Here is an 18968-nt window from a genome sequence, read left to right on the forward strand (position 1 = left end):
GATGGGTATATAAACTATACGCATCTTCACGATCAACCCCTCGCGCGGGCTTTTTTGGGTGGAGTTCAATCGTCAGTGTCTGCCTGAAAGCCCGGCCGCTGCTCGTTCCACGCTGCAGGAAAAGGCTCTAACACGCGCGCGAGCGTCACCTCCGGCCCCTGCCTACCGTCCAAGATCGCCTCGACGATATCGGGTGCCAGCAGGCTGAGACGCAGGACGCGGGTCATGTAAGACGGCGCGATGCCCTCGTGCTCGGCCAGTTCGCCGATGGTCGCGAACTCACCTGAGTCGAGCATGTGCTTCCACCGGAACGCGCGCGCGAGCGCCTTGACCAGCGTATTGTCGGTCCGCCGCGATTGCTGGACGCCCTCGGGCAGCTGCATTTCCTTTCGCCCACCGCGCTTCACGACGCGGAATGGCACATGCAGCGTCACGGTGTCCGGGATCTGTGTCCTGCTGGTCATGCTGCCGCCTCGATACCGCCTGTAAGCATCTCGCGCGCAAGGCCACTGAGGCCGTCGACGCGCAGCCGGACATTGAGCCCGTCCGTGCCGATGTCGACGCGCTCGACCAGCAACGCCACGATGCGCGCCTGCTCTGCGGGGAAGAGTTCATCCCACAGCGGGTGGAGTTGCTGCAGGGCCGTGCGGACGTCGGCCTCGGTGATGTCGTCGGCACTGGCGCGCGCCGCCTTCCATGTCCCTGCAACGATCTCGGGCTGGCGGAACACTGCGCGGAGCTGGTCGATGACGGTGGCCTCAATCTCGCCCGCAGGCACGCGGCCGACGGGGCAGGATCCTGCGCCGTGCTTAAGCACCGTCTGGCTGACGTAGTATCGGTAGAGCCGGTCGCCCTTTCTGGTGTGCGTCGGCGAGAAGGCCGCGCCGTCTGGGCCGTAGAGCAGCCCTTTCAGCAGTGCGGGCGTATCGGCGCGGGTGCGGGCGGCGCGCTTGCGGGGGCTTTCGGTCAGGATCGTGCGAACCTTGTCCCAGACGTCCCTGTCAATGATGGCATCGTGCTCGCCCGGATAGCTATCGCCCTTGTGCACCGCTTCGCCGATATAGGCGCGGTTGTTCAGCATTCGGTACAGGTATTTCTTGTCGATCCGGTTGCCGCGCGGTGTGCGGATGCCCCGATTTGCAACTTCGCGGGCCAGCTCTGTGCCCGACCCGATCTCGAGGAACTTGGCGAAGATCCAGCGCACATGCGCGGCGAGCTCGTCGTCGACCACCAGCTTCCGGTTCTCGACGCGGTAGCCATAGGGTGGCACGCCGCCCATCCACATGCCCTTCTTGCGGCTCGCCGCGACCTTGTCCCTGATCCGCTCCGCCGTCACCTCGCGCTCGAACTGGGCGAAGCTGAGCAGGATGTTCAGCGTCAGCCGCCCCATTGACGTGGTGGTATTGAACGACTGCGTCACTGAGACAAAGGTCACGCTGTTGCGCTCGAACACTTCGACCAGCTTGGCGAAATCGGCCAGCGAGCGGCTGAGACGGTCGATCTTGTAGACCACGACTACGTCGACCAGTCCGTCCTCAATGTCGGTCATCAACTGCTGCAGCCCGGGGCGTTCGAGTGTGCCGCCGGAAACACCACCGTCGTCGTATTGATCGCGGACCAGTACCCAGCCTTCGGAGCGTTGGCTGGCGATATAGGCTTCGCAGGCCTCGCGTTGCGCATGCAGGCTGTTGAATTCCTGCTCGAGCCCTTCCTCAGAGGATTTTCGTGTGTAGATCGCGCAGCGCAGTTTTCGGATGATTGGCTTGGTCATGCGCGCCTCCGGTGGTTTTTCAAGCCGAAGAACACCCAGCCGTTCCAGCGTGTGCCGGTGATGGCGCGCGCAATCGCGGAGAGTGATTTGTAAGGCCGCCCCTGCCATTCAAAACCGTCGGCGGTGACGGTGACGACGTGCTCCACGCCCTGCCACTCGCGGATCAACCGCGTGCCGACGATGGGCATGGCGTCAGCCCGCATTCTGCTCTTCTTGCGGTCGCCACCGTCCAACTGTTCTCCGAGGGCCTCCAGCCGTTTCACCGTTTCCGGTTTCAGTCCGCCATAGGCGAGTTCCTGAATGCGGTATGCGAGGCGGCTCTCGAGATAAGGGCGATTGAACGGCGGCGGCTCGCTGTCGAACAACTCGCGCCATTGCGCCTTCAGGTCCGGCGTCGATGAGGCCTTTAGCGCGGCCAGGCGCGCGGGGATCGGATCGTGGGTCGTCATGCATTTCTCCGTTGAGTTGGAGTTGCATGACGCCATTCGTTGGCCGAATAGTGTAGTCCACTTTCTCCAGTATCGTCAGATACTTCCGCTCGATCACGCATCCGCAACCGAACCAACCCCAAGGCCAACAGGCTGCAAAGTTCAGCGCGCCGCTCTGCGGCTGTCATCATGGTGGGCGAGAGTGGATTGGGGCGCTTCATGTTTCGGGTAGCCGTGATCGGTGGTGTCGTTACCAATCAAAAGCCACCCAGAAGCCCTTTATGGGACAGACGCCCTTCAACACCAGTGAAGGCGTGAACATGTGGTGAACATCCACTCTTGTGGAGCTGTCTTTTGTCCACGATTATCGGAGGTTGAGTCGAGTTGAGAGACAAAATGCATCGAGAGGTGAGTTCATGGCGCGCAAAGCAATTCCGATCGGCCCCAATATTCTTGCGTTGGTCGAAGATGCACGCATTGACCTTGCTTGTGCAGCGCTTGCCCTTCGGGAGGGCGAAAACGAACCAGAGTTCAATTTATCAGAAGAAATTCCGAATTCTTCCGATGAAGTGTTGGTCAATGAGTTTCGGCAAGGAATTGTTGATACGTTATCTCAATTCGATTTGGACGAACTGCGGCCAATCGAGCAACGCTGTCGGCGGATCCGCGCGCTTGCAGATGGCAAGGGAATTTCATCCCTCACTACGATTGTCGAACGGCAGTTCACCGAAGAACAAGTTTTGCAAATTGAAGCCCAACCAGATCCTCTTTGTCGGAGCATCTGGACATTTCTGAATGCTCGCCAGACGTTCGAGGATGCGGAGAGCTTTCATTTTGCGCGACAGTTCCGCGACCACGGCAAAATGTACGATGCGTTCGAAGTAGAATTGGAAAAAACGGTTTATCTCGACGCAAACGCAATAAATGAAACCGCGCTAGCGTCGAAGATCACGGAGGTCCTTGAACTAAAGACGGCTTGCACCGTCAAAGCGCTCGATCTTCCCGCAACCGAGGCGCATACCACCTCGATCATGCTCATAGTCCGTCACGGCGGCCCGTTGTCGAGCGTGCATGACCATCGCTACGACGGGCGGCGAGGAACGATCTACTTCCGCCCGCCCAACGAGGCGACATTGATTTACACGCCTTCGAAAAGGCAGATCGAAATATGCGGCGATAGCCCTGTCGTTCGACAAAAGGTAAGCGACGCTTTTGCCGAGGTTACGCTTGAACATGACATTTCTCAAAAACCGCTGACCTGGAAGCGCTACAATCTCAGCCGGTTCCGCACATCTCTGACACTTCCGATCCCGACGATTGAAGGCGTGGAGATCCAGGTGGCGCGGGTTTTGGAAGTGCAAATCCGTCTGGGCCACTGGAGCCGAAAACTGGCTCTGAAAGTCGCCCTCGATGATGACATCCAGGACGTCGCAACGAAGTACCTCGGCCGCGGCAACATCTTCCGGCGAGCGGCCAGTTTCAGCCGGATCGGGATTGCGGTGAAGTACAATCGAGCGGGCGACACGAAGGAACGATCGCTAAATATCACCGTGTCTGGTGCCAGGAGCTGCAATTTGCAGAGCAACAAGGACCCTGATGAAAGAAGCCTCGGGTTTGCTTTGCTGCATGAATGGGGGATCCTGAGCGCCTTCCGTCAGATCGATAACGGCGATCTGCGCTCCATGCTCCCGCAGCTGGTCGACCTATACGATCTGGAGGAAGACGAGGTCAGCGGCGGATATCTGCGTGAAATCGCGCTCGATCCTGATCGGCTGATTGAAGGCGGGCTGCTCGAGCGGCGCGATCGCCAAGATGTGGTGCTGATTGAAGAGGACGACATAAACGGTGAGGTCGAGATCAAGCCCTCATCGACACCGGGAATGGTCTCGGCAACGGGCCCATTCGGCGAAGACGCAGGCGAGCGCCCTACGGCCGATCTTGAACGGTATCAAATCAATCGGGAATGGCTTCAAGAAACTGTCCTGAAGCTCATCAGGCCATTGCTGACAAATAAGGGCGCGCAGGTACTCGATCAGGATCTCGTCCTGATGGGTGACATAGGGATGGATGGTGGTAGCACCCCGGTCTTTTTCGCGCGGCGCTTGGGTGATCCTCAGATCATCAACAAACTTGATCAACTTCTGCGGGCGCGGAATGCATCTGGCATTGGGATCGTCCTGACATCCAGCAACGAGACACTTACCTGCCTCGGGCCAAATGTCGTCGTTCCAGTGCTCACGCATCTGTCTGACGATGACGAAGATCTGGTCCTGTCGCGCGAGGCCTTGGCGCAAACCTTCAGCTCAGGGCGGAACCTTGCAACCGGGGGCAGTTCAGTCGCAGTGCTTAAGGCTGGCACCCAATCCGCATCATTGTGCATTCCTGGAAAAGCCCCGCTCGCCATTCTTGGTGCAAATCAGATCCGAATCTTCGAAAAGCTGGTGTTGGCGCATCTTGCCGGCAGTCCAGATGTCAAAACCGCTGACCTCATCGAGGATACTGGCGTCAAGAGCCCACAGCAGGCGTTCAAGAAACCGATGTGGGAGAACATTCTTGACGTCTATATCGCCAAGGGTTCGACCCGTGGATATTGGCGTCTTGTCGTCTGATTTAGCCCACCTCGAAGGGCCGGTCTAACGACCGTCTAAAATAATGCGGGCGACGGTCTAAAAAACCGCTGTCTATTGGAAAGGCTCACTCAGTCAGAGGAGCACTTCCATGCCGACTCCCTTCCCCTCGCGCCAGACAGCCCAGATCAGCCGGGTCGACGGAGCAAAGTCAAACCCCAACCTTTTGAGCCCTGAATGGCGTTGCACGCGTTGTGACAAGCTGCTCGGCGTCTGCCGAGACGGCCGCATGCATCTGCGTTTTGCGCGGGGCCACGAGTATTTCGTGGGCTTTCCGGTTCAGGCCACCTGTCGCGGCTGCGAGACGCTGAACCAGGCACAATCACCCGCACGCTGAGGCGCGCATCTCACCAATTCCCTGAAATCGCAGAGACGCACGACGTCCTGACCTGGCCACGACAAGGCGCTGGACGCCTGGCTGCAAGGCAGGCGTCCAATGTCCATCGCGTGGCACGAGATCCGTGATCACCTCATGTTGTCTTCTTCAACTCTCAATTTTCAAAAGAACTTCGAAGCGCTTCGGCACAACAGAGAACCGCTCGCGCAATTCGCTGATCCGGCCGCATTGCTGGATACGCTGCACGTCGGTGACCGCGCGCCGGATGAAAAAAACCGGTTGCTGGCTGCACTAGTCGGGGCTGCCCAGTCTGGTGGCGCGGTCTCCGATTGTGCCCTGACGCTGATGCTGCTGGCGCTCTGGCCGGGACTTGATGCTGTTCGGCGCAGATCGATCTGGCGCAGGGTTGGCACCGGTGACGAGGTTGCATCCGAAATCCTTGCACGGGCGTCCGAGGTCCTTCGGAGTCAGGATCTGCAGCGCGTCAACTGGATCGCGGCAACCACCCTTCGGAACATCGAGCGCGACCTGATCAGAACGCGTCAGCGTGAGGACAGGCACCAGAGCCTGCGCAGCGATGGCGATCCCGACGAAATCCTGACTGACGGTGAAGCGTCAGCCTCAGCCAGCCCCGCACTGCTTCGCGACGATCTCGTCCGCATCATCGGAGCGGATGCTGATCTGGTGATCCGTGTGGCCGTGGACGGGTTTTCCCAGGCTGAGGTCGCGATCGAAATGGGGCTGTCCGAGGCGGCGGCGCGCAAACGCTATCAGCGAGCGACCCGGCGGCTGCGCGATGCACTGCAAGAATTTCGCTGATCGGGTGTCCCGATCCCTGCGGCGCGGTGGCTTTTTACATTCAGACGCCACCGCCCGCCCCACTCAAACCGAAAGTCGACCCGCATGATCCGCAAAGCCGACCTCTGGTCCGCAGACCTCAAGCGCATCCCCGGCCTCTACCGCCGCTGGGAGCTGCCGGAAATCCTGAAGAACCAGCGTGCATACCGCATCGAGAATGCCGGTTCCCATCAGGACGGGACGCCACTCGTGGCGGTCTACGCCGAGGCCGAGGCCGACGCCGATGCGGGCCAGCCGGACGACCTGCACAACGCCTTAATCAAGGGTGCCGAAGCGGCCTCGGTACCCGCTGGGACGATGTCGCGGCGGCCTGAGTAGAGGGGAAAGGAGGAGACATGTTCATGGAAACCACACCGTTCATCACCGTTCGCGCCAGCCGACCGCTGTCCGAGATCGAGTTCTGCGCCTGGGTGGCGCAAGCCGTTCCCGGCGACCGGCTGGAATACCATCGCGGCTTTCTGGTGCTCGACATCTTCCCTGTGTTTTCAGGGCTGTCGGATGCGGCGCGGGCCGAATTGAGCAGGCTTGGATCGCGGGCCTTCTGGGCCGCCGAGCAGGGCCTCGTGCATCTCGTCCAGGAGCGCGTGGGGCCTGACCAGTTCGCCTACATCGCCGTCGCTCGCCCCAAACCCAAAGCCGCCGCCGTCTCGCTGTCCGAGCTGCTGCTCGCCGAACAGGGGCAGCCCGGTCACGCCACCGGTTCGAGTGGCGGGGCTGCCGCGTGATGCCCGCATTTCAATCCCTTTTCACCGATCATGGAGACCCTTTCATGCCTTTTCCCGCGAACACTCCCACGCCTGACGATCTGCCAAGCCTCAGCGTAGCTGAGATCGCGGCCTTGCCGGTCGAGTTACTGGCAATCCTGCAGCGCGAAATCGACGAGCGCTTGAAGCGCGACAAGGCGGCCAAGACGCGCTTCGATGCTGGCCTCGCTATCCGATACGCCACTCGCGCCGCTGAGGAACGCCAAACCGCAGGTAAAGACACCGGCACCGTCCGGTTCGACGACGGCGATTTCACCGTGGTCGCCGACCTGCCGAAGCGGGTGGATTGGGACCAGGACCAGCTTGCAGCCATGGTCACGCGGATCCGCGATGCTGGGGACGATCCGGCCGAATATGTCGACCTGGCCTACAAGGTGCCGGAGCGCAAATACTCCGCCTGGCCCGAGGCCATCCGTCAGGGCTTCGAGCCTGCACGCACGGTGCGGCCAGGCACGCTGAAGGTCGAGATCCTCGCGCAGGGGGCTGATCAGTGAGCCTCCCCATCATCAGCGCCGACGAACGTCTGGCTGAGCCGCGCGGCATCAAGGGCTGCATCTTCGGAGGCAGCGGAATTGGCAAAACCTCCCTCCTTTGGACACTCGATGCCGAGCGCACGCTGTTCATGGATCTCGAAGCGGGCGATCTCGCTATCGAGGGCTGGGCCGGTGACAGCCTTCGGCCGCGCACCTGGACGGAATGCCGGGATTTCGCAGTGTTCATTGGCGGACCCAACCCGGCGCTGCGCGACGAGCAGCCCTATAGCCCGGCGCATTACGAGGCGGTCTGCGACCGCTTTGGTGATCCTGCAGCACTCGATCGCTACAACACCATCTTCGTGGACTCGATCACCGTGGCGGGGCGGCTGTGCTTCGGGTGGTGCAAGGGCCAGCCCGAGGCGCTGTCGGAGAAGACCGGCAAGCCGGATATGCGTGGCGCTTACGGGCTGCATGGCCGTGAGATGATCGGCTGGCTAACCCATCTGCAGCACACGCGCGCCAAGAACGTCTGGTTCGTCGGGATCCTCGACGAGAAGCTGGACGACTTCAATCGCAAGGTGTTCCAGCCGCAGATCGACGGCTCAAAGACCGGGCTCGAATTGTCGGGGATCGTCGATGAGGTGATCACCATGGCGGAGCTGAAGGCCGAGGGCGGCGATCCGTACCGGGCCTTCGTGTGCCAGACGATCAACCCCTGGGGCTTTCCTGCGAAGGATCGGTCCGGCCGCCTGGCTCAAGTCGAAGAACCCCATCTCGGGCGCCTGATGGCGAAGATCCGGACGCCCGCAGCCCCGGCGATGGATCGCCTGACCTACGCCCCGCCACCTGCCAATCCGGCCGGTGCCGACCAATCCCAACCGCAATCCTGAAAATAGAAGGAGGTTCCCCATGGGTTCCTGGAACGACTTCAACGACGCGCAGAGCAACACCAACCTCATCCCCAAGGGAACGCTGGCCAAGGTGCGCCTGACCATCCGCCCCGGCGGCTTCGACGACGCCGCGCAGGGCTGGACCGGCGGCTATGCCACGCGTGGCTCCACCGGCGCGGTCTATCTCAACGGCGAGTTCACTGTGACCGAGGGGCAATATGCGCGCCGCAAGATCTTCACCTTGATCGGCCTTCACAGTCCCAAGGGCGCGGACTGGGCCAACATGGGTCGCAGCCTGGTGCGCGGCATGCTGAACTCGGCGCGCGGGATTTTCGACAAAGACATGTCGCCCGAGGCGCAAGCAGCACGGTGCATCGGCGGTTTCGCCGATCTCGACGGCATTGAGTTCGTTGCCCGGATCGACGTCGGGACTGATGCCAGCGGCGAGGACAAGAACGAGATCCGCAGCGCCGTCACGCCTGATCATCGTGACTATGCGCAGATCATGGGCACGGCGCCTCTTCAGTTCAGCGGCAATGCCACGCAGCAGAATGCCGCCGCCACGCCTTCGTCCAACCCGCCAGCAGCCAGCCCCGGTGCCCCTGGGCGGCCGAGCTGGGCGCAGTAAGGGGGATCGGTCATGCGCCTGCGCCCCCGCCAGAAAACCTTTGTCGAGCGCAGTGTTGCTGCGCTCGCGTCCCGCGGCAACACACTGGGTGTGGCTCCCACCGGGGCGGGCAAGACGGTTATGCTCTCGGCGGTCACCGGCGAGATGATCGGCGACGGCGCCAAAGCCGGCGTGTTGGCGCATCGCGACGAGCTGACCGCGCAGAACCGCGCCAAGTTCCAACGCGTGGTGCCAGCGGTGTCCACCTCGGTGATCGATGCCACCGAGAAGTCCTGGGGCGGCGACGTCACCTTCGCCATGGTGCCGACCCTGGCGCGGGCCTCGAACCTGGCCGACATGCCGCGCCTTGATCTGCTGGTGATCGACGAGGCGCATCATGCGGTGGCGGAGAGCTACCGCCGGATCATCGACCGGGTGCGCGACGCCAATCCTGACGCCCGAGTGTTCGGGGTGACGGCAACGCCGACGCGGGGCGATCGCAAAGGGCTGCGCGAGGTCTTTGACAATGTCGCCGACCAGGTGCGTTTGGGCGAGTTGATCGCTTCGGGTCACCTCGTGCCGCCGCGCACCTTCGTGATCGATGTCGGCGTGCAGGAGGAATTGAAATCGGTCCGAAAGACCAGTGCCGATTTCGACATGACCGAGGTGGCGGACATCATGGACCGCGCGCCGGTCACCGATGAGGTGATCCGCCACTGGCGTGAGAAGGCGGCAGACCGGCAAACCGTCGTCTTCTGCTCCACCGTCGCGCATGCCGAACACGTCACCGATGCGTTCAAGGCGGCTGGTATTTTCGCTGCGCTGATCCACGGCGATCTGTCGTCCGACACCCGCAAGTCCATGCTGGCCGACTACGCGGCAGGCGACATCCGCGTGATCGTCAATGTCGCCGTGCTCACGGAAGGCTGGGATCACCCACCCACCTCCTGCGTCGTGCTACTGCGGCCCAGTTCCTACAAATCCACGATGATCCAGATGGTCGGGCGGGGCTTGCGCACCGTCGATCCGGAAGAACACCCCGGCATCGTAAAGACCGACTGCGTGGTGCTGGATTTTGGAACGTCGAGCCTGATCCATGGCACGCTGGAGCAGGATGTCGATCTGGATGGCAAGATCGGCACCGCTAATCCGCCGACCAAATCTTGCCCGGCGTGCGCAGCGGAGATCCCGCTTGCCGCCACCGAATGCCCGATTTGCGGCGAGGTATTGCTGCAGCATGAGGGCGAAACCGGCGCGGACTCAGCGCCGCTCTCGGACTTTGTCATGACCGAGATCGACCTGCTGAAACGCTCAAGCTTCGCATGGGTCGATCTCTTCGGCACCGACGATGCGCTGATGGCCACTGGCTTTACGGCCTGGGGCGGCATCTTCTGGATGGACGGCGTCTGGTACGCAATCGGCGGGGCCAAGAGCGCGCGGCCACGCTTGCTGGGCGTCGGCGAACGCGCCGTCTGCCTGGCGCAGGCCGACGACTGGTTGAACACCCACGAGAGCGATGAAAGCTCCTTCAAGACCAAATCGTGGCTGCGTCAGCCACCGACGGACAAGCAGCTGAAATACCTGCCACCGGAGTGCCGGCACGATTTCGGCCTGACGCGCTATCGCGCTTCTGCCCTGATGACCTTCGGCTTCAACAAACGCGCCATCCAGGCCGCCGTGAACGCGGTGGCTGGTCCCGAACGGAGGGCGGCATGACCCATGACATCTTCAACCCCCATAACGGCCAAGGATCGGTGGCGTCTCTGGCATCCGCGAGGAACGCTCTGTGCTGTCTGCCGACAACCCACGCGTGGTTTTGGCTGGCGCGATCCGCACCGGTCGAAGCGGCCCCGGCCATCGTCCTGGTTCTGCTCGATGCCCTGCCAAGGCTACTGGACGCGTTTGGCGCGGGAGCGTTTTGCCATGGTTGATCTGACCGAAGAAGAACGCACTGCCGTCACCGCCACCATGAAACGCGTCGCACTGCTGATGGACGAGATCGGCTGGCAGACCGCCTTCGCCGATCTCACCGAGGCGCAGGTGCGCGCCCTGATCGAGGAAGCCGTCGAGGGCTTCCGCGAGGCCATGTCCGACATCGCCAAATCGAACGCGCCGGAGATCCCGTTTTGACATTGGACTTCAATCACCGCCCGTCCACGACGGAACGTATCAACACGCTGGTCGATGCCGCTCTCATCGCTGAGCGGGAGGCTGCGCCGCTCCGGACCTATCTCGGCGCGTCCCGCCTGGGCCACGCCTGCGAACGCGCGTTGCAGTTCGAATTCGCCGGTGCGCCTAAAGATGAGGGGGCGGACTTCAGCGGGCAGACGCTGCGGATCTTCGCGATTGGTCATCAGCTCGAGGACCTCGCCATCCGCTGGCTGCGCGCGGCCGGGATCGATCTAGTGACCCAAAGACGCGATGGTGGCCAGTTCGGTTTCTCCGTCGCGGGCGGACGTATCCGGGGACATGTCGACGGGATCATCGCTGACGCCCCGGCAGCACTTGGTTTGCACACCCCGGCGCTCTGGGAATGCAAGACCATGAACGCGAAGAACTGGCGCGCCTGCGTCAAGGACGGGGTGACTGTCTCCAAACCCGTCTATGGCGCCCAGATCGCGATCTACCAGGCCTACATGGAGCCTTCGCTGCCGGGGATTTTGTCCGCACCGGCGCTTTTCACGGCAATCAACAAGGACACGGCCGAGCTTCACCACGAGCTTGTCCCCTTCGATGCCGATCGAGCGCAGCGCATGTCCGACCGGGCGGTGCGGATCCTGCAGGCTACCGACGCGGGCGAACTGCTGCCCCGCATCGCCACCAGTCGCGACTTCTTCGAATGCCGGTTCTGCGCCCACGCCGAGCGGTGTTGGAGCCTCACTGCATGACCGACGAGCCAAGCGATCCATACGACCCCGACCAGGACAAACCCATGCGCGACGACACAACGCCCGACAAGCCCGCGGAAAACATCGTCCATTTCAACCCTTGGCGCGACTTCAACGATGCTGCTCCGCAGATTGACGTTTTCGGCGATGAGCCGGACCCTGCGCAGATCGCCCAGTTCATGCAGGTCGTCTTCGGCTATTGCGATGGGCTGATCCCGGTCCGTAGTTTCATTGACAAGGGCCAGGGCATTGATGGCCGCCCGCACAATATCTGGCTCGAGGCGGAACAGGCCGCCCCAGAGAAGATGGCAACCTTCGCCACATGGGCCTCACGCGAGGGCGCAGCGGTCTACGTGATACCCGGCACCGTTGCTGCGTCAGGCCAGGCCAAGGCCGCGGAAATCCTGCAGATGCAAACCGTGGTCGTCGACCTCGACACGGGCGACATTTCCGCAAAGCGTGCTCATCTGGAGCGCCATCTCGGTGCGCCGACCATGGTGGTGGAAAGCGGTGGTGCGACGCTGGAGGGCCAGCGGAAATCGCACATCTGGTGGACGCTGACCGAGCCTGCCGAGGGTGATGACATTCGCCGTGTCTGCGGCTTGCGCGGTGACATTGCGGCCAAAGTTGGCGGCGACATGCATTTCCGCTCGGCGCATCAGCCGATCCGGGTGGCGGGTTCGGTCTATTACAAGAACCACCTCAAGACGCAGGTGCGCATCGTCGAACTGAACGCCGCCCACGAGCGTGATCTGGATGAGTTCATCGAAGCCGTGACAGACATGCCGCCCGCACCGGGCGTATCCCTGCAGCCCGAGTTCACCCATGCGGACAAGCTCGCCGTGGACGAGGTGCTGGTGACGCCGGCGCGTGAGGGGGCGCAAGACGACTGGTCTCGCTTCGAGGGTGCCAGCGCCGCGATCGGGCATTTTATACGTATGGTCCACGAGGGCCGGATGACCAAGGGTGAGGGCTGGGAAGGCATCTGTGGCTACAACGCCGCGATGTTGCGACCGCAGTGGCCGGTCGAACGTCTCAAGCGCGAGTCCGAGCGGCTCTGGGATCGGCATGTCGAGAAATACGGACCGCCGGTCATCCGATTGGACTCCGGCGCACCGGGGCCGGTCGAGATGCCCGCTTTCACACTCGGCGCGCTGCTGGACGACCAGAGCCCGATGCCGGAGGACATCATCGCACCGCGCGTGCTCACGCCGGGCGGGCTCTTGGTACTGGGCGGCGCGCCAAAGGTCGGCAAAAGCGATCTGCTGATCTCCTGGCTCGTCCACATGGCGGCAGGCGCGCCGTTCCTCGGCTTCACCCCGCCGCGGGCGCTACGCATTTTCTACCTTCAAGCGGAGATCCAATATCACTACCTGCGCGAACGGCTGAAACAGATTGCCTTGCCACCGGAGGTGCTAGCTGCCGCGCGCGATACCTTCGTCGCGACACCCAAGCTGAAGATGTTGCTCGACAATGAGGGCAGTGTGCGCGTGGCGCGTGCTGTCCAGACGTCTTTCCCCGATGCGCCGCCGGACATCCTTTGTGTCGACCCGATCCGGAACTTGTTTGATGGCGGGCCCGATGGTGGCGGCGAAAACGACAACACGGCCATGATGTTCTTCCTGAAGGAACGCATCGAGGTCTTGCGTGACCATATCGACCCCGATTGCGGGGTAGTCTTGGTCCACCACACCAAGAAACTCAGCAAGCAGCAGGTGAAGGACGATCCCTTCCTCGCACTCTCTGGCGCCAGCGCGCTGCGCGGCTTCTATACCTCAGGCCTGATCCTGCACCGGCCTGACGACGAGGCCCCCGAACGCAAGCTGGAGATCGAGCTCCGGAACGGACCCGCGCTGCCCTCCAAGCTGATCGACAAGGTCGGCGGCCAATGGGTCGAGATCAACCCGATGAACGAGCGGCTGGTTCGTAAGGAGGCCGGAGCCAAGCACGACGCCGAGCGCAATCGCAAGGGCGAGGTGATCTGCGGTCTGCTGTACGAAGAGGCCCTTCAGGGTCGAATGTACACGATGACCCATTTCGCGGAGACCTTCGAGAACACCGGGGGTCTCGGCGGGCAATCGATCATCCGCGAACGGCTGAACGTGCTGACCACAAAAGGCTACGTGAAGTTCGTTCGTGGGGCCGCTGCGACGGCGTTGGATCTGGCGACCGAGCGGAGCAAATACGGCTACCTTTGCGTCGAGACCATGCGTCTTGCGACCGGCCGGGAGCATGTCGATCCCGACACCGGAGAGGTCACGCTGGAGCTGATCGAAGTCCTGCCCAGCCACTACAAATGCGCGCAGACCGGTGCGGTCCTGCCCGTCGAAAACCCGTCCGTATGGGTCTATCGCGAATTGGAGGACGCAGGATGAAATACGCAGTTTCGCCTTCCGAAATCTGCCCTGACGGCTCCGAAATCTGGCCAGATTTTGCAAAATCTGAAATCTTTGCGAAATCTGGAATCTGGATTTTACCATTTGGTTTCAGCGACTTGGAAGGTCCTATCCAGATTTCGGAAGGGTGTTTCCGAAATCTGGTCCGCAATCTGGATTTACTCAACAAAATCAGTGGCCTGCGCCAGATTTCAGATTTCAGAAAAGTCCCCCCTAAAGGGGTAGGTGTCCTCCCCGCTACAGGCGGGGAGAGTCACCACCTACCCCTGAGCAATTTCTGGGGTCGCAGTCTGACCCGTTCCACCCCTCGAGCAGCCAATCAAAAAAGGAGATAGCCCATGGCGGACCAGACCATGACCAACCCCAATCAGAACCCCGTCCAAAATGTGCCACCTGCGTTTACCGGCCAGCGCACATTGCTGGCGCTCGATCTCGGTACAACTACGGGCTGGGCGCTGCATGGCGCCGACGGGCTGATCACCAGCGGTACCGTGTCCTTCCGTCCTAGCCGGTTTGATGGCGGTGGGATGCGCTACCTGCGCTTCACAAATTGGCTGGGAGAGTTGGAGCGGTTGTCCGGGCCTATCGCTGCCATCTGGTTCGAAGAGGTCCGTCGCCACGCGGGCACCGACGCGGCCCATGTCTACGGCGGCTTGATGGCCACCCTGACCGCATGGGCCGAGATGCGCGGCGTGCCATACGAGGGCGTCCCGGTCGGCACCATCAAGCGCCACGCCACCGGCAAGGGCAACGCCAACAAGGACGCCATGATCGCGGCCGCCCGGGCGCGCGGCGTCAGCCCCGCCGATGAAAATGAAGCTGACGCCATCGCGATCCTGCTCTGGGCCATGGAAACCCAAGGAGGTGCGCAATGACCGGCATGCACTTTACGCCCAAAGGTTATGGCGGGCATCGCCGCAATCCCGATGAGGTCAAACGGGATGGCTGGAAGGAACAGGGGCTGCTGGCCGTCGCCATCGACGATGATCGGCTGACCTGGTCTGAGCGCGAACTGGTGCGCCAGCTTGGCGAGCGCCTGTATGGCAAACTAGAACGGGAGGCGCGCCATGGGTGATTGGACAACCACACGTGTGGAGGACCGGCTGGAGAGCGCGGCCGATGTCTTCCGCACCTTGCCCGGCGTCATGCCGCAGGGCTTCTTCAACGCCTGGCCCGAGTATTTTCACAGCTTCGCGGACAAGGTCGGCCAAGAGCCACAGATGCGCCGCCCCCGACCGGGCCCGCGCCAGATCACTGAAGCCGAAGAGGCGTTGCTCTGGCTGCGCTGGCTGGAGCGGGACGATGCCCGGGTAGTCTGGCTGCGCGCTGAGCGAACGGCGTGGAAGCCGATCTGCTGGCAGATGGGGCTCAGCCGGACGGCAGCGACCAAGCGATGGCAGTTCGGTCTCGCGGTGATCACCTGGCGGCTGCATGGACGTGTGCCTCCTCCCCGGCGTTCGCAGCAGTTCGTCATCGAAAACGCCAATCGCCTGTCAAGGAAAATCGTCCTGTGAGGAAATTTTCCGGTGTACATCGCAGGGCCTTACACATTCCGAGAATGACGCTAGAAATTGGGTATACTCGGGAGAGGCGCGCGCGGGACGGGGGGTGAGCCTTATTGGACCGGAGCTTGCACGCTCTTGCCCGTCATATAGAAGTTTGCGATGTCCTCTTCGGAGGCGGCACCCGCTTCTTCCGTGGTAAAGAACCATGCCGGGAACTTCTGAGAGCCGCGGCGTTCATCCCTTATCCTAAGAATTGCCGAATGCTCCAAGTGGACATACCACCCTACATCCCGTGCAGCGAGGGTTACTGCGCGGATATCTGTATAGTCGGTCATTCGACCAACCATCGCCAATCTGCTTCCCGCGGTACCCCACCGTCGCCAAGCCGCCATGTACTCTCGAAAATGCGTACGACCATCCTCAGCGCATCCCGGACAGTACGAAGCGAGCCCGCATTGGGCGGCACTGTGTGGCTTCTTTGACGGAGGTATGCTCGAGTTGTCATAGCCGAATTCGCATACGATTAACTCGTATTCATCATCTGGTTCTGCTGTCTGATAATCTCCGGCAATCAAGTCCAAATTGGTGAGAGACCTTCCGATCTCGATAAGGTTTTTCGCCTCATCAATTCCGTTTAACACCAGATGCGGGGCTTTCCTCTGGAGATAGTTGATCAGTAGGCCAGCACCGCAGCCCATCTCGACCAATGATGTCGGATTTGTCCGCTCAACCAAGTCCGCGATCCAACCCATCGACACGATGTATCGATCTGCGTCATGTGAGAAGAGGGTGCACGCCTGCTTGAGGTTCTTTGGGACAGTGTACAATTCGCTGCTGATATCCAGTCCCATAGCCGCCGCTGACCAGACCTGTTCAACAGTTTCTTGATCTTCTGGAGAGAGCATCTTGTAGAAGCGTTTATCCAGCTGGGCTGGTTTTGCATCAAAGATGAAGCCCGAGTCTTTGAGATATTTTCGTGGGTTCAGCTTGGTACCTTGAGCCATAGTTATTCGGTCTACTTTCGATGGGATTGGAGCGGTTAACTACCTTAAATTACGAGTAATATTCAAGGCTTGATGTGTAGATCGCAGGAAAACCAACGTTGTTATGACGCGTCAGAACCCGGAGGTGCAGCGGGCTCGCTCACGGGTCCTTCCCGGCCCGAAACGTATACGGGCGGGCTAGGCTCGACGCTTTCCCAGTGACACCCGCAAAAACACCCGTTTCGTTTCGCTTTGCGCGCAACCCCAATGAAACAAGGGCCTGAGGTCCTGCCAGACCCGGCCTGAAGCGAAACGGTGGTCTGACCCCATTTCGCTTTTGTGGACTTCTTTTCGTTTCTCGGAGCGGACCCGTTTCGGTTTGGTACTTTTCCAAGGAAACACCCATGGACGTTTTGGAACTGCCGCTCGAGCAGATCATTCCCTATGCGCGCAACCCGCGGCGCAACGAGCAGGCGATCGCGACGGTTGCGGCGTCGATCCAGGAGTTTGGTTGGCGCCAGCCTATCGTTGTCGATGAGGCGATGGTGGTTCTCGCTGGACACACGCGGCTTGAGGCCGCGCGCAAGCTCGGTTTCAAGACCGCGCCTGTGCATGTCGCCAAGGGGCTGACAGAAAATCAGGCGCGGGCCTTCCGCATCATGGACAACCGCTCCAGCGAGAACGCTGAGTGGGATAAGGACTTGCTGAACCTCGAACTCGCCGACCTGCTGGAGGCGGATTTCGATCTCGGGCTGACGGGCTTCACAAACGATGAGCTGGACGCGTTGACGGCGAGCCTTGAGGAGGGCACCGGTCCGCAGGAAGGTGAAGACGATATTCCGGACAAGCTGGACGATCCGATCAGCGGTCCAGGCGATCTCTGGGTTCTTGGCAACCACCGGCTGCTCTGTGGCGACAGCACTGTTGCCACCGATGTCGAGCGCCTGCTTGGCACCGTCACACCGCTGCTCATGGTAACAGATCCGCCCTATGGCGTGGAATATGATCCCAGCTGGCGCAACCAGGCAGGCGCAGCCAAGACCGAGCGCACCGGCAAGGTGCTGAATGACGACCGCGCTGACTGGCGCGAAGCCTGGGCGCTATTCCCGGGCGATGTGGCCTATGTCTGGCACGGCGCGCTGCACACGGCCACGGTCGCTGAAAGCCTTGAAGCGGCGGGCTTCACCATCCGGTCCCAGATCATCTGGGCCAAGGACCGGCTGGTGCTCAGCCGGGGCGATTACCATTGGCAGCATGAACCGGCCTGGTACGCTGTCAAAAAGACCGGCAAGGGCCATTGGGCAGGGGATCGCAAGCAAACGACGCTCTGGCAGATCGCGAACAAAGATCAAGACGACAAGACGGTCCATGGCACGCAGAAGCCAGTGGAATGCATGCGCCGGCCGATCCTGAACAACTCCAGCCCGGGTCAGGCGGTCTATGAGCCCTTTATGGGATCGGGCACCACGCTTATCGCGGCGGAAACGACGGGGCGGGTTTGCCTCGGCATTGAATTGAACCCGGCTTACGTCGATGTGGCGGTCCAGCGTTGGCAGAAATTCACAGGCAAGCAGGCCATGCTTGACGGAGACGAGCAGACCTTCGATGCCCTGAAAGCTGAGCGCGAGGCCGCATGATACGGTCCCGACATATGTCACTGCTTGAGGCGATAACGAATGTCGCCGTCGGCTATCTTCTGGCGGTGATCACGCAAATCCTCGTGTTCCCATGGTTCGGCCTAAAGGTCGAACTGGGCGAACACATGGCGATCGGCGTGACATTCGTTGCTGTCTCGCTGGCCCGGAGTTATCTGCTGCGCCGATTGTTTGCGCTGATCTAAGCGGTGCTGCCTTTGACTTTTTGTGAGGTGCTTGACGTTAGCAGCGATGGTTGCGCCAATATCGATCCCACCGCAAGGCCCACCCGCCTCTCACCATCGCGCAATTTATGTCTCCATAGAGCGGTGATAAGCACCATGCCGCTGTCCGGTTACCACCAGCGGAGCCGTCCGAAGAACAGCGCAACGTGGGGCCATTGATTAGGATATGTCCATGGCGGCTGACGCCTGTTTGAGTGCCTAAAAGCTCTGCCAATGCGTCGCGAGCATCAATCCCGCTCACGCTAGGGCAAGGATGGCCAGCAGAGCAGCTACCATCCAGTTCGCGCGCTGCAATCCCTGCTAATCGTAACCGTGGTCCCTCACTGCACCAAACGGGGCCGTCTCCGTCCCAGACATGTGTTGGCGTGCAGGTAAAATTCTGGCCGCGCGGAACGATGGGTACGTCCGCACAGGTCGCTGATGCAAAAAATGCGCCAATCAGCGCGCTGAAAACAGATCTATAAACAATTGGGGCCACCGGCATCTCACCTTTTCTCAAGATTTTGCCGCCACCACGTACCATAGGCCGCATCAATCGAGAAACCTTGAACATGACTAC

General features: G+C 61.2%; 23 protein-coding genes. 19 read left to right on the top strand and 4 right to left on the bottom strand.

Annotated elements, in window-relative coordinates:
* Nucleotides 1-65 precede the first annotated feature (65 nt).
* Genes DFK10_RS13595 through DFK10_RS13605 form a run of 3 tightly spaced genes read right to left on the bottom strand, consistent with a single transcriptional unit; the run spans nt 66 to nt 2220 of the window.
* The gene (locus tag DFK10_RS13595; RefSeq protein ID WP_109389575.1) at nt 66-464 is read right to left on the bottom strand and encodes a hypothetical protein; all 399 of its coding nucleotides are present in this window, start codon (nt 462-464) and stop codon (nt 66-68) included.
* Complete coding sequence (locus tag DFK10_RS13600; protein WP_109389576.1) at nt 461-1771, bottom strand: recombinase family protein; 1311 nt, start codon at nt 1769-1771, stop codon at nt 461-463. The genes DFK10_RS13595 and DFK10_RS13600 overlap by 4 nt, the downstream gene beginning before the upstream one ends.
* Nucleotides 1768-2220 carry a DUF2924 domain-containing protein gene (locus tag DFK10_RS13605; protein ID WP_109389577.1) on the bottom strand — a complete coding sequence of 151 codons (453 nt, stop codon included), beginning with the start codon at nt 2218-2220 and terminating at the stop codon, nt 1768-1770. The genes DFK10_RS13600 and DFK10_RS13605 overlap by 4 nt, the downstream gene beginning before the upstream one ends.
* Nucleotides 2221-2615: 395 nt before the next feature.
* On the opposite strand from DFK10_RS13605, the gene DFK10_RS13615 reads away from it, so the two are divergent.
* The 17 genes from DFK10_RS13615 (at nt 2616) to DFK10_RS13680 (ending at nt 15556) form a co-directional block, all read left to right on the top strand.
* Complete coding sequence (locus tag DFK10_RS13615; protein ID WP_109389579.1) at nt 2616-4808, top strand: hypothetical protein; 2193 nt, start codon at nt 2616-2618, stop codon at nt 4806-4808.
* 109 nt (nt 4809-4917) lie between these two features.
* On the top strand, nt 4918-5163 hold the full coding sequence (locus tag DFK10_RS13620; RefSeq protein WP_235866850.1) for a hypothetical protein: 246 nt from the start codon (nt 4918-4920) through the stop codon (nt 5161-5163).
* A 99-nt stretch (nt 5164-5262) separates the two neighbouring features.
* Nucleotides 5263-5982 (top strand): RNA polymerase sigma factor, encoded by a 720-nt coding sequence (locus tag DFK10_RS13625; RefSeq protein ID WP_109389580.1) that lies wholly within the window; start codon nt 5263-5265, stop codon nt 5980-5982.
* A gap of 84 nt (nt 5983-6066) precedes the next feature.
* Nucleotides 6067-6339 (top strand): hypothetical protein, encoded by a 273-nt coding sequence (locus tag DFK10_RS13630; protein WP_109389581.1) that lies wholly within the window; start codon nt 6067-6069, stop codon nt 6337-6339.
* Between the two features lie 17 nt (nt 6340-6356).
* A complete protein-coding gene (locus tag DFK10_RS13635; protein WP_217810156.1) occupies nt 6357-6746 on the top strand; it encodes a hypothetical protein in 390 nt (129 codons plus the stop codon).
* A 44-nt stretch (nt 6747-6790) separates the two neighbouring features.
* A complete protein-coding gene (locus DFK10_RS13640; RefSeq protein WP_235866851.1) occupies nt 6791-7279 on the top strand; it encodes a hypothetical protein in 489 nt (162 codons plus the stop codon).
* The gene (locus DFK10_RS13645; protein WP_109389583.1) at nt 7276-8151 is read left to right on the top strand and encodes an ATP-binding protein; all 876 of its coding nucleotides are present in this window, start codon (nt 7276-7278) and stop codon (nt 8149-8151) included. The genes DFK10_RS13640 and DFK10_RS13645 overlap by 4 nt, the downstream gene beginning before the upstream one ends.
* 19 nt (nt 8152-8170) lie before the next feature.
* A complete protein-coding gene (locus DFK10_RS13650; RefSeq protein WP_109389584.1) occupies nt 8171-8779 on the top strand; it encodes a hypothetical protein in 609 nt (202 codons plus the stop codon).
* 12 nt (nt 8780-8791) lie between these two features.
* Nucleotides 8792-10474 carry a DEAD/DEAH box helicase gene (locus DFK10_RS13655; protein WP_109389585.1) on the top strand — a complete coding sequence of 561 codons (1683 nt, stop codon included), beginning with the start codon at nt 8792-8794 and terminating at the stop codon, nt 10472-10474.
* On the top strand, nt 10471-10689 hold the full coding sequence (locus DFK10_RS16320; protein WP_146193274.1) for a hypothetical protein: 219 nt from the start codon (nt 10471-10473) through the stop codon (nt 10687-10689). Before DFK10_RS13655 ends, DFK10_RS16320 begins: the two co-directional genes overlap by 4 nt.
* Nucleotides 10682-10888: a DUF6511 domain-containing protein gene (locus DFK10_RS16530; protein ID WP_217810157.1), complete on the top strand. Its 207-nt coding sequence runs from the start codon at nt 10682-10684 to the stop codon at nt 10886-10888. Before DFK10_RS16320 ends, DFK10_RS16530 begins: the two co-directional genes overlap by 8 nt.
* The gene (locus DFK10_RS13660) at nt 10885-11646 is read left to right on the top strand and encodes a hypothetical protein (RefSeq protein ID WP_217810158.1); all 762 of its coding nucleotides are present in this window, start codon (nt 10885-10887) and stop codon (nt 11644-11646) included. The genes DFK10_RS16530 and DFK10_RS13660 overlap by 4 nt, the downstream gene beginning before the upstream one ends.
* Entirely contained in the window at nt 11643-14021 is a 2379-nt protein-coding gene (locus DFK10_RS13665) for an AAA family ATPase (RefSeq protein ID WP_109389587.1), read from the top strand. The genes DFK10_RS13660 and DFK10_RS13665 overlap by 4 nt, the downstream gene beginning before the upstream one ends.
* Nucleotides 14018-14377, top strand: coding sequence for a hypothetical protein (locus DFK10_RS16325; protein ID WP_146193275.1), 360 nt, complete (start codon nt 14018-14020; stop codon nt 14375-14377). The genes DFK10_RS13665 and DFK10_RS16325 overlap by 4 nt, the downstream gene beginning before the upstream one ends.
* Before the next feature lie 3 nt (nt 14378-14380).
* Nucleotides 14381-14917, top strand: a complete 537-nt coding sequence (locus DFK10_RS13670) for a crossover junction endodeoxyribonuclease RuvC (RefSeq protein WP_235866852.1) — start codon at nt 14381-14383, stop codon at nt 14915-14917.
* Nucleotides 14914-15117, top strand: a complete 204-nt coding sequence (locus DFK10_RS13675) for a hypothetical protein (protein WP_109389588.1) — start codon at nt 14914-14916, stop codon at nt 15115-15117. Before DFK10_RS13670 ends, DFK10_RS13675 begins: the two co-directional genes overlap by 4 nt.
* On the top strand, nt 15110-15556 hold the full coding sequence (locus tag DFK10_RS13680) for a DUF6362 family protein (RefSeq protein WP_109389589.1): 447 nt from the start codon (nt 15110-15112) through the stop codon (nt 15554-15556). The genes DFK10_RS13675 and DFK10_RS13680 overlap by 8 nt, the downstream gene beginning before the upstream one ends.
* A gap of 101 nt (nt 15557-15657) precedes the next feature.
* On the opposite strand, the gene DFK10_RS13685 is transcribed toward DFK10_RS13680, so the two are convergent.
* On the bottom strand, nt 15658-16551 hold the full coding sequence (locus DFK10_RS13685; RefSeq protein WP_109389590.1) for a class I SAM-dependent methyltransferase: 894 nt from the start codon (nt 16549-16551) through the stop codon (nt 15658-15660).
* 383 nt (nt 16552-16934) lie between these two features.
* On the opposite strand from DFK10_RS13685, the gene DFK10_RS13690 reads away from it, so the two are divergent.
* Both DFK10_RS13690 and DFK10_RS13695 read left to right on the top strand, forming a co-directional pair.
* Nucleotides 16935-18167 (top strand): DNA modification methylase, encoded by a 1233-nt coding sequence (locus tag DFK10_RS13690; protein WP_109389591.1) that lies wholly within the window; start codon nt 16935-16937, stop codon nt 18165-18167.
* Nucleotides 18168-18181: 14 nt separating this feature from the next.
* Nucleotides 18182-18370, top strand: a complete 189-nt coding sequence (locus DFK10_RS13695; protein WP_235866853.1) for a DUF7220 family protein — start codon at nt 18182-18184, stop codon at nt 18368-18370.
* Nucleotides 18371-18968: the final 598 nt, after the last annotated feature.

This window comes from Salibaculum griseiflavum (assembly GCF_003129565.1).
Lineage (GTDB): Bacteria > Pseudomonadota > Alphaproteobacteria > Rhodobacterales > Rhodobacteraceae > Salibaculum > Salibaculum griseiflavum.

Coding starts and splice junctions, on each gene's coding strand:
- DFK10_RS13625 (WP_109389580.1), top strand. CDS start 5,263: ATGTCCATCGCGTGGCACGAGATCCGTGATCACCTCATGTTGTCTTCT.
- DFK10_RS13650 (WP_109389584.1), top strand. CDS start 8,171: ATGGGTTCCTGGAACGACTTCAACGACGCGCAGAGCAACACCAACCTC.
- DFK10_RS13630 (WP_109389581.1), top strand. CDS start 6,067: ATGATCCGCAAAGCCGACCTCTGGTCCGCAGACCTCAAGCGCATCCCC.
- DFK10_RS13600 (WP_109389576.1), bottom strand. CDS start 1,771: ATGACCAAGCCAATCATCCGAAAACTGCGCTGCGCGATCTACACACGA.
- DFK10_RS16320 (WP_146193274.1), top strand. CDS start 10,471: ATGACCCATGACATCTTCAACCCCCATAACGGCCAAGGATCGGTGGCG.
- DFK10_RS13605 (WP_109389577.1), bottom strand. CDS start 2,220: ATGACGACCCACGATCCGATCCCCGCGCGCCTGGCCGCGCTAAAGGCC.
- DFK10_RS16530 (WP_217810157.1), top strand. CDS start 10,682: ATGGTTGATCTGACCGAAGAAGAACGCACTGCCGTCACCGCCACCATG.
- DFK10_RS13635 (WP_217810156.1), top strand. CDS start 6,357: ATGTTCATGGAAACCACACCGTTCATCACCGTTCGCGCCAGCCGACCG.
- DFK10_RS13675 (WP_109389588.1), top strand. CDS start 14,914: ATGACCGGCATGCACTTTACGCCCAAAGGTTATGGCGGGCATCGCCGC.
- DFK10_RS13695 (WP_235866853.1), top strand. CDS start 18,182: ATGTCACTGCTTGAGGCGATAACGAATGTCGCCGTCGGCTATCTTCTG.
- DFK10_RS13665 (WP_109389587.1), top strand. CDS start 11,643: ATGACCGACGAGCCAAGCGATCCATACGACCCCGACCAGGACAAACCC.
- DFK10_RS13615 (WP_109389579.1), top strand. CDS start 2,616: ATGGCGCGCAAAGCAATTCCGATCGGCCCCAATATTCTTGCGTTGGTC.
- DFK10_RS13595 (WP_109389575.1), bottom strand. CDS start 464: ATGACCAGCAGGACACAGATCCCGGACACCGTGACGCTGCATGTGCCA.
- DFK10_RS13655 (WP_109389585.1), top strand. CDS start 8,792: ATGCGCCTGCGCCCCCGCCAGAAAACCTTTGTCGAGCGCAGTGTTGCT.
- DFK10_RS13685 (WP_109389590.1), bottom strand. CDS start 16,551: ATGGCTCAAGGTACCAAGCTGAACCCACGAAAATATCTCAAAGACTCG.
- DFK10_RS13680 (WP_109389589.1), top strand. CDS start 15,110: ATGGGTGATTGGACAACCACACGTGTGGAGGACCGGCTGGAGAGCGCG.
- DFK10_RS13640 (WP_235866851.1), top strand. CDS start 6,791: ATGCCTTTTCCCGCGAACACTCCCACGCCTGACGATCTGCCAAGCCTC.
- DFK10_RS13620 (WP_235866850.1), top strand. CDS start 4,918: ATGCCGACTCCCTTCCCCTCGCGCCAGACAGCCCAGATCAGCCGGGTC.
- DFK10_RS16325 (WP_146193275.1), top strand. CDS start 14,018: ATGAAATACGCAGTTTCGCCTTCCGAAATCTGCCCTGACGGCTCCGAA.
- DFK10_RS13670 (WP_235866852.1), top strand. CDS start 14,381: ATGGCGGACCAGACCATGACCAACCCCAATCAGAACCCCGTCCAAAAT.
- DFK10_RS13690 (WP_109389591.1), top strand. CDS start 16,935: ATGGACGTTTTGGAACTGCCGCTCGAGCAGATCATTCCCTATGCGCGC.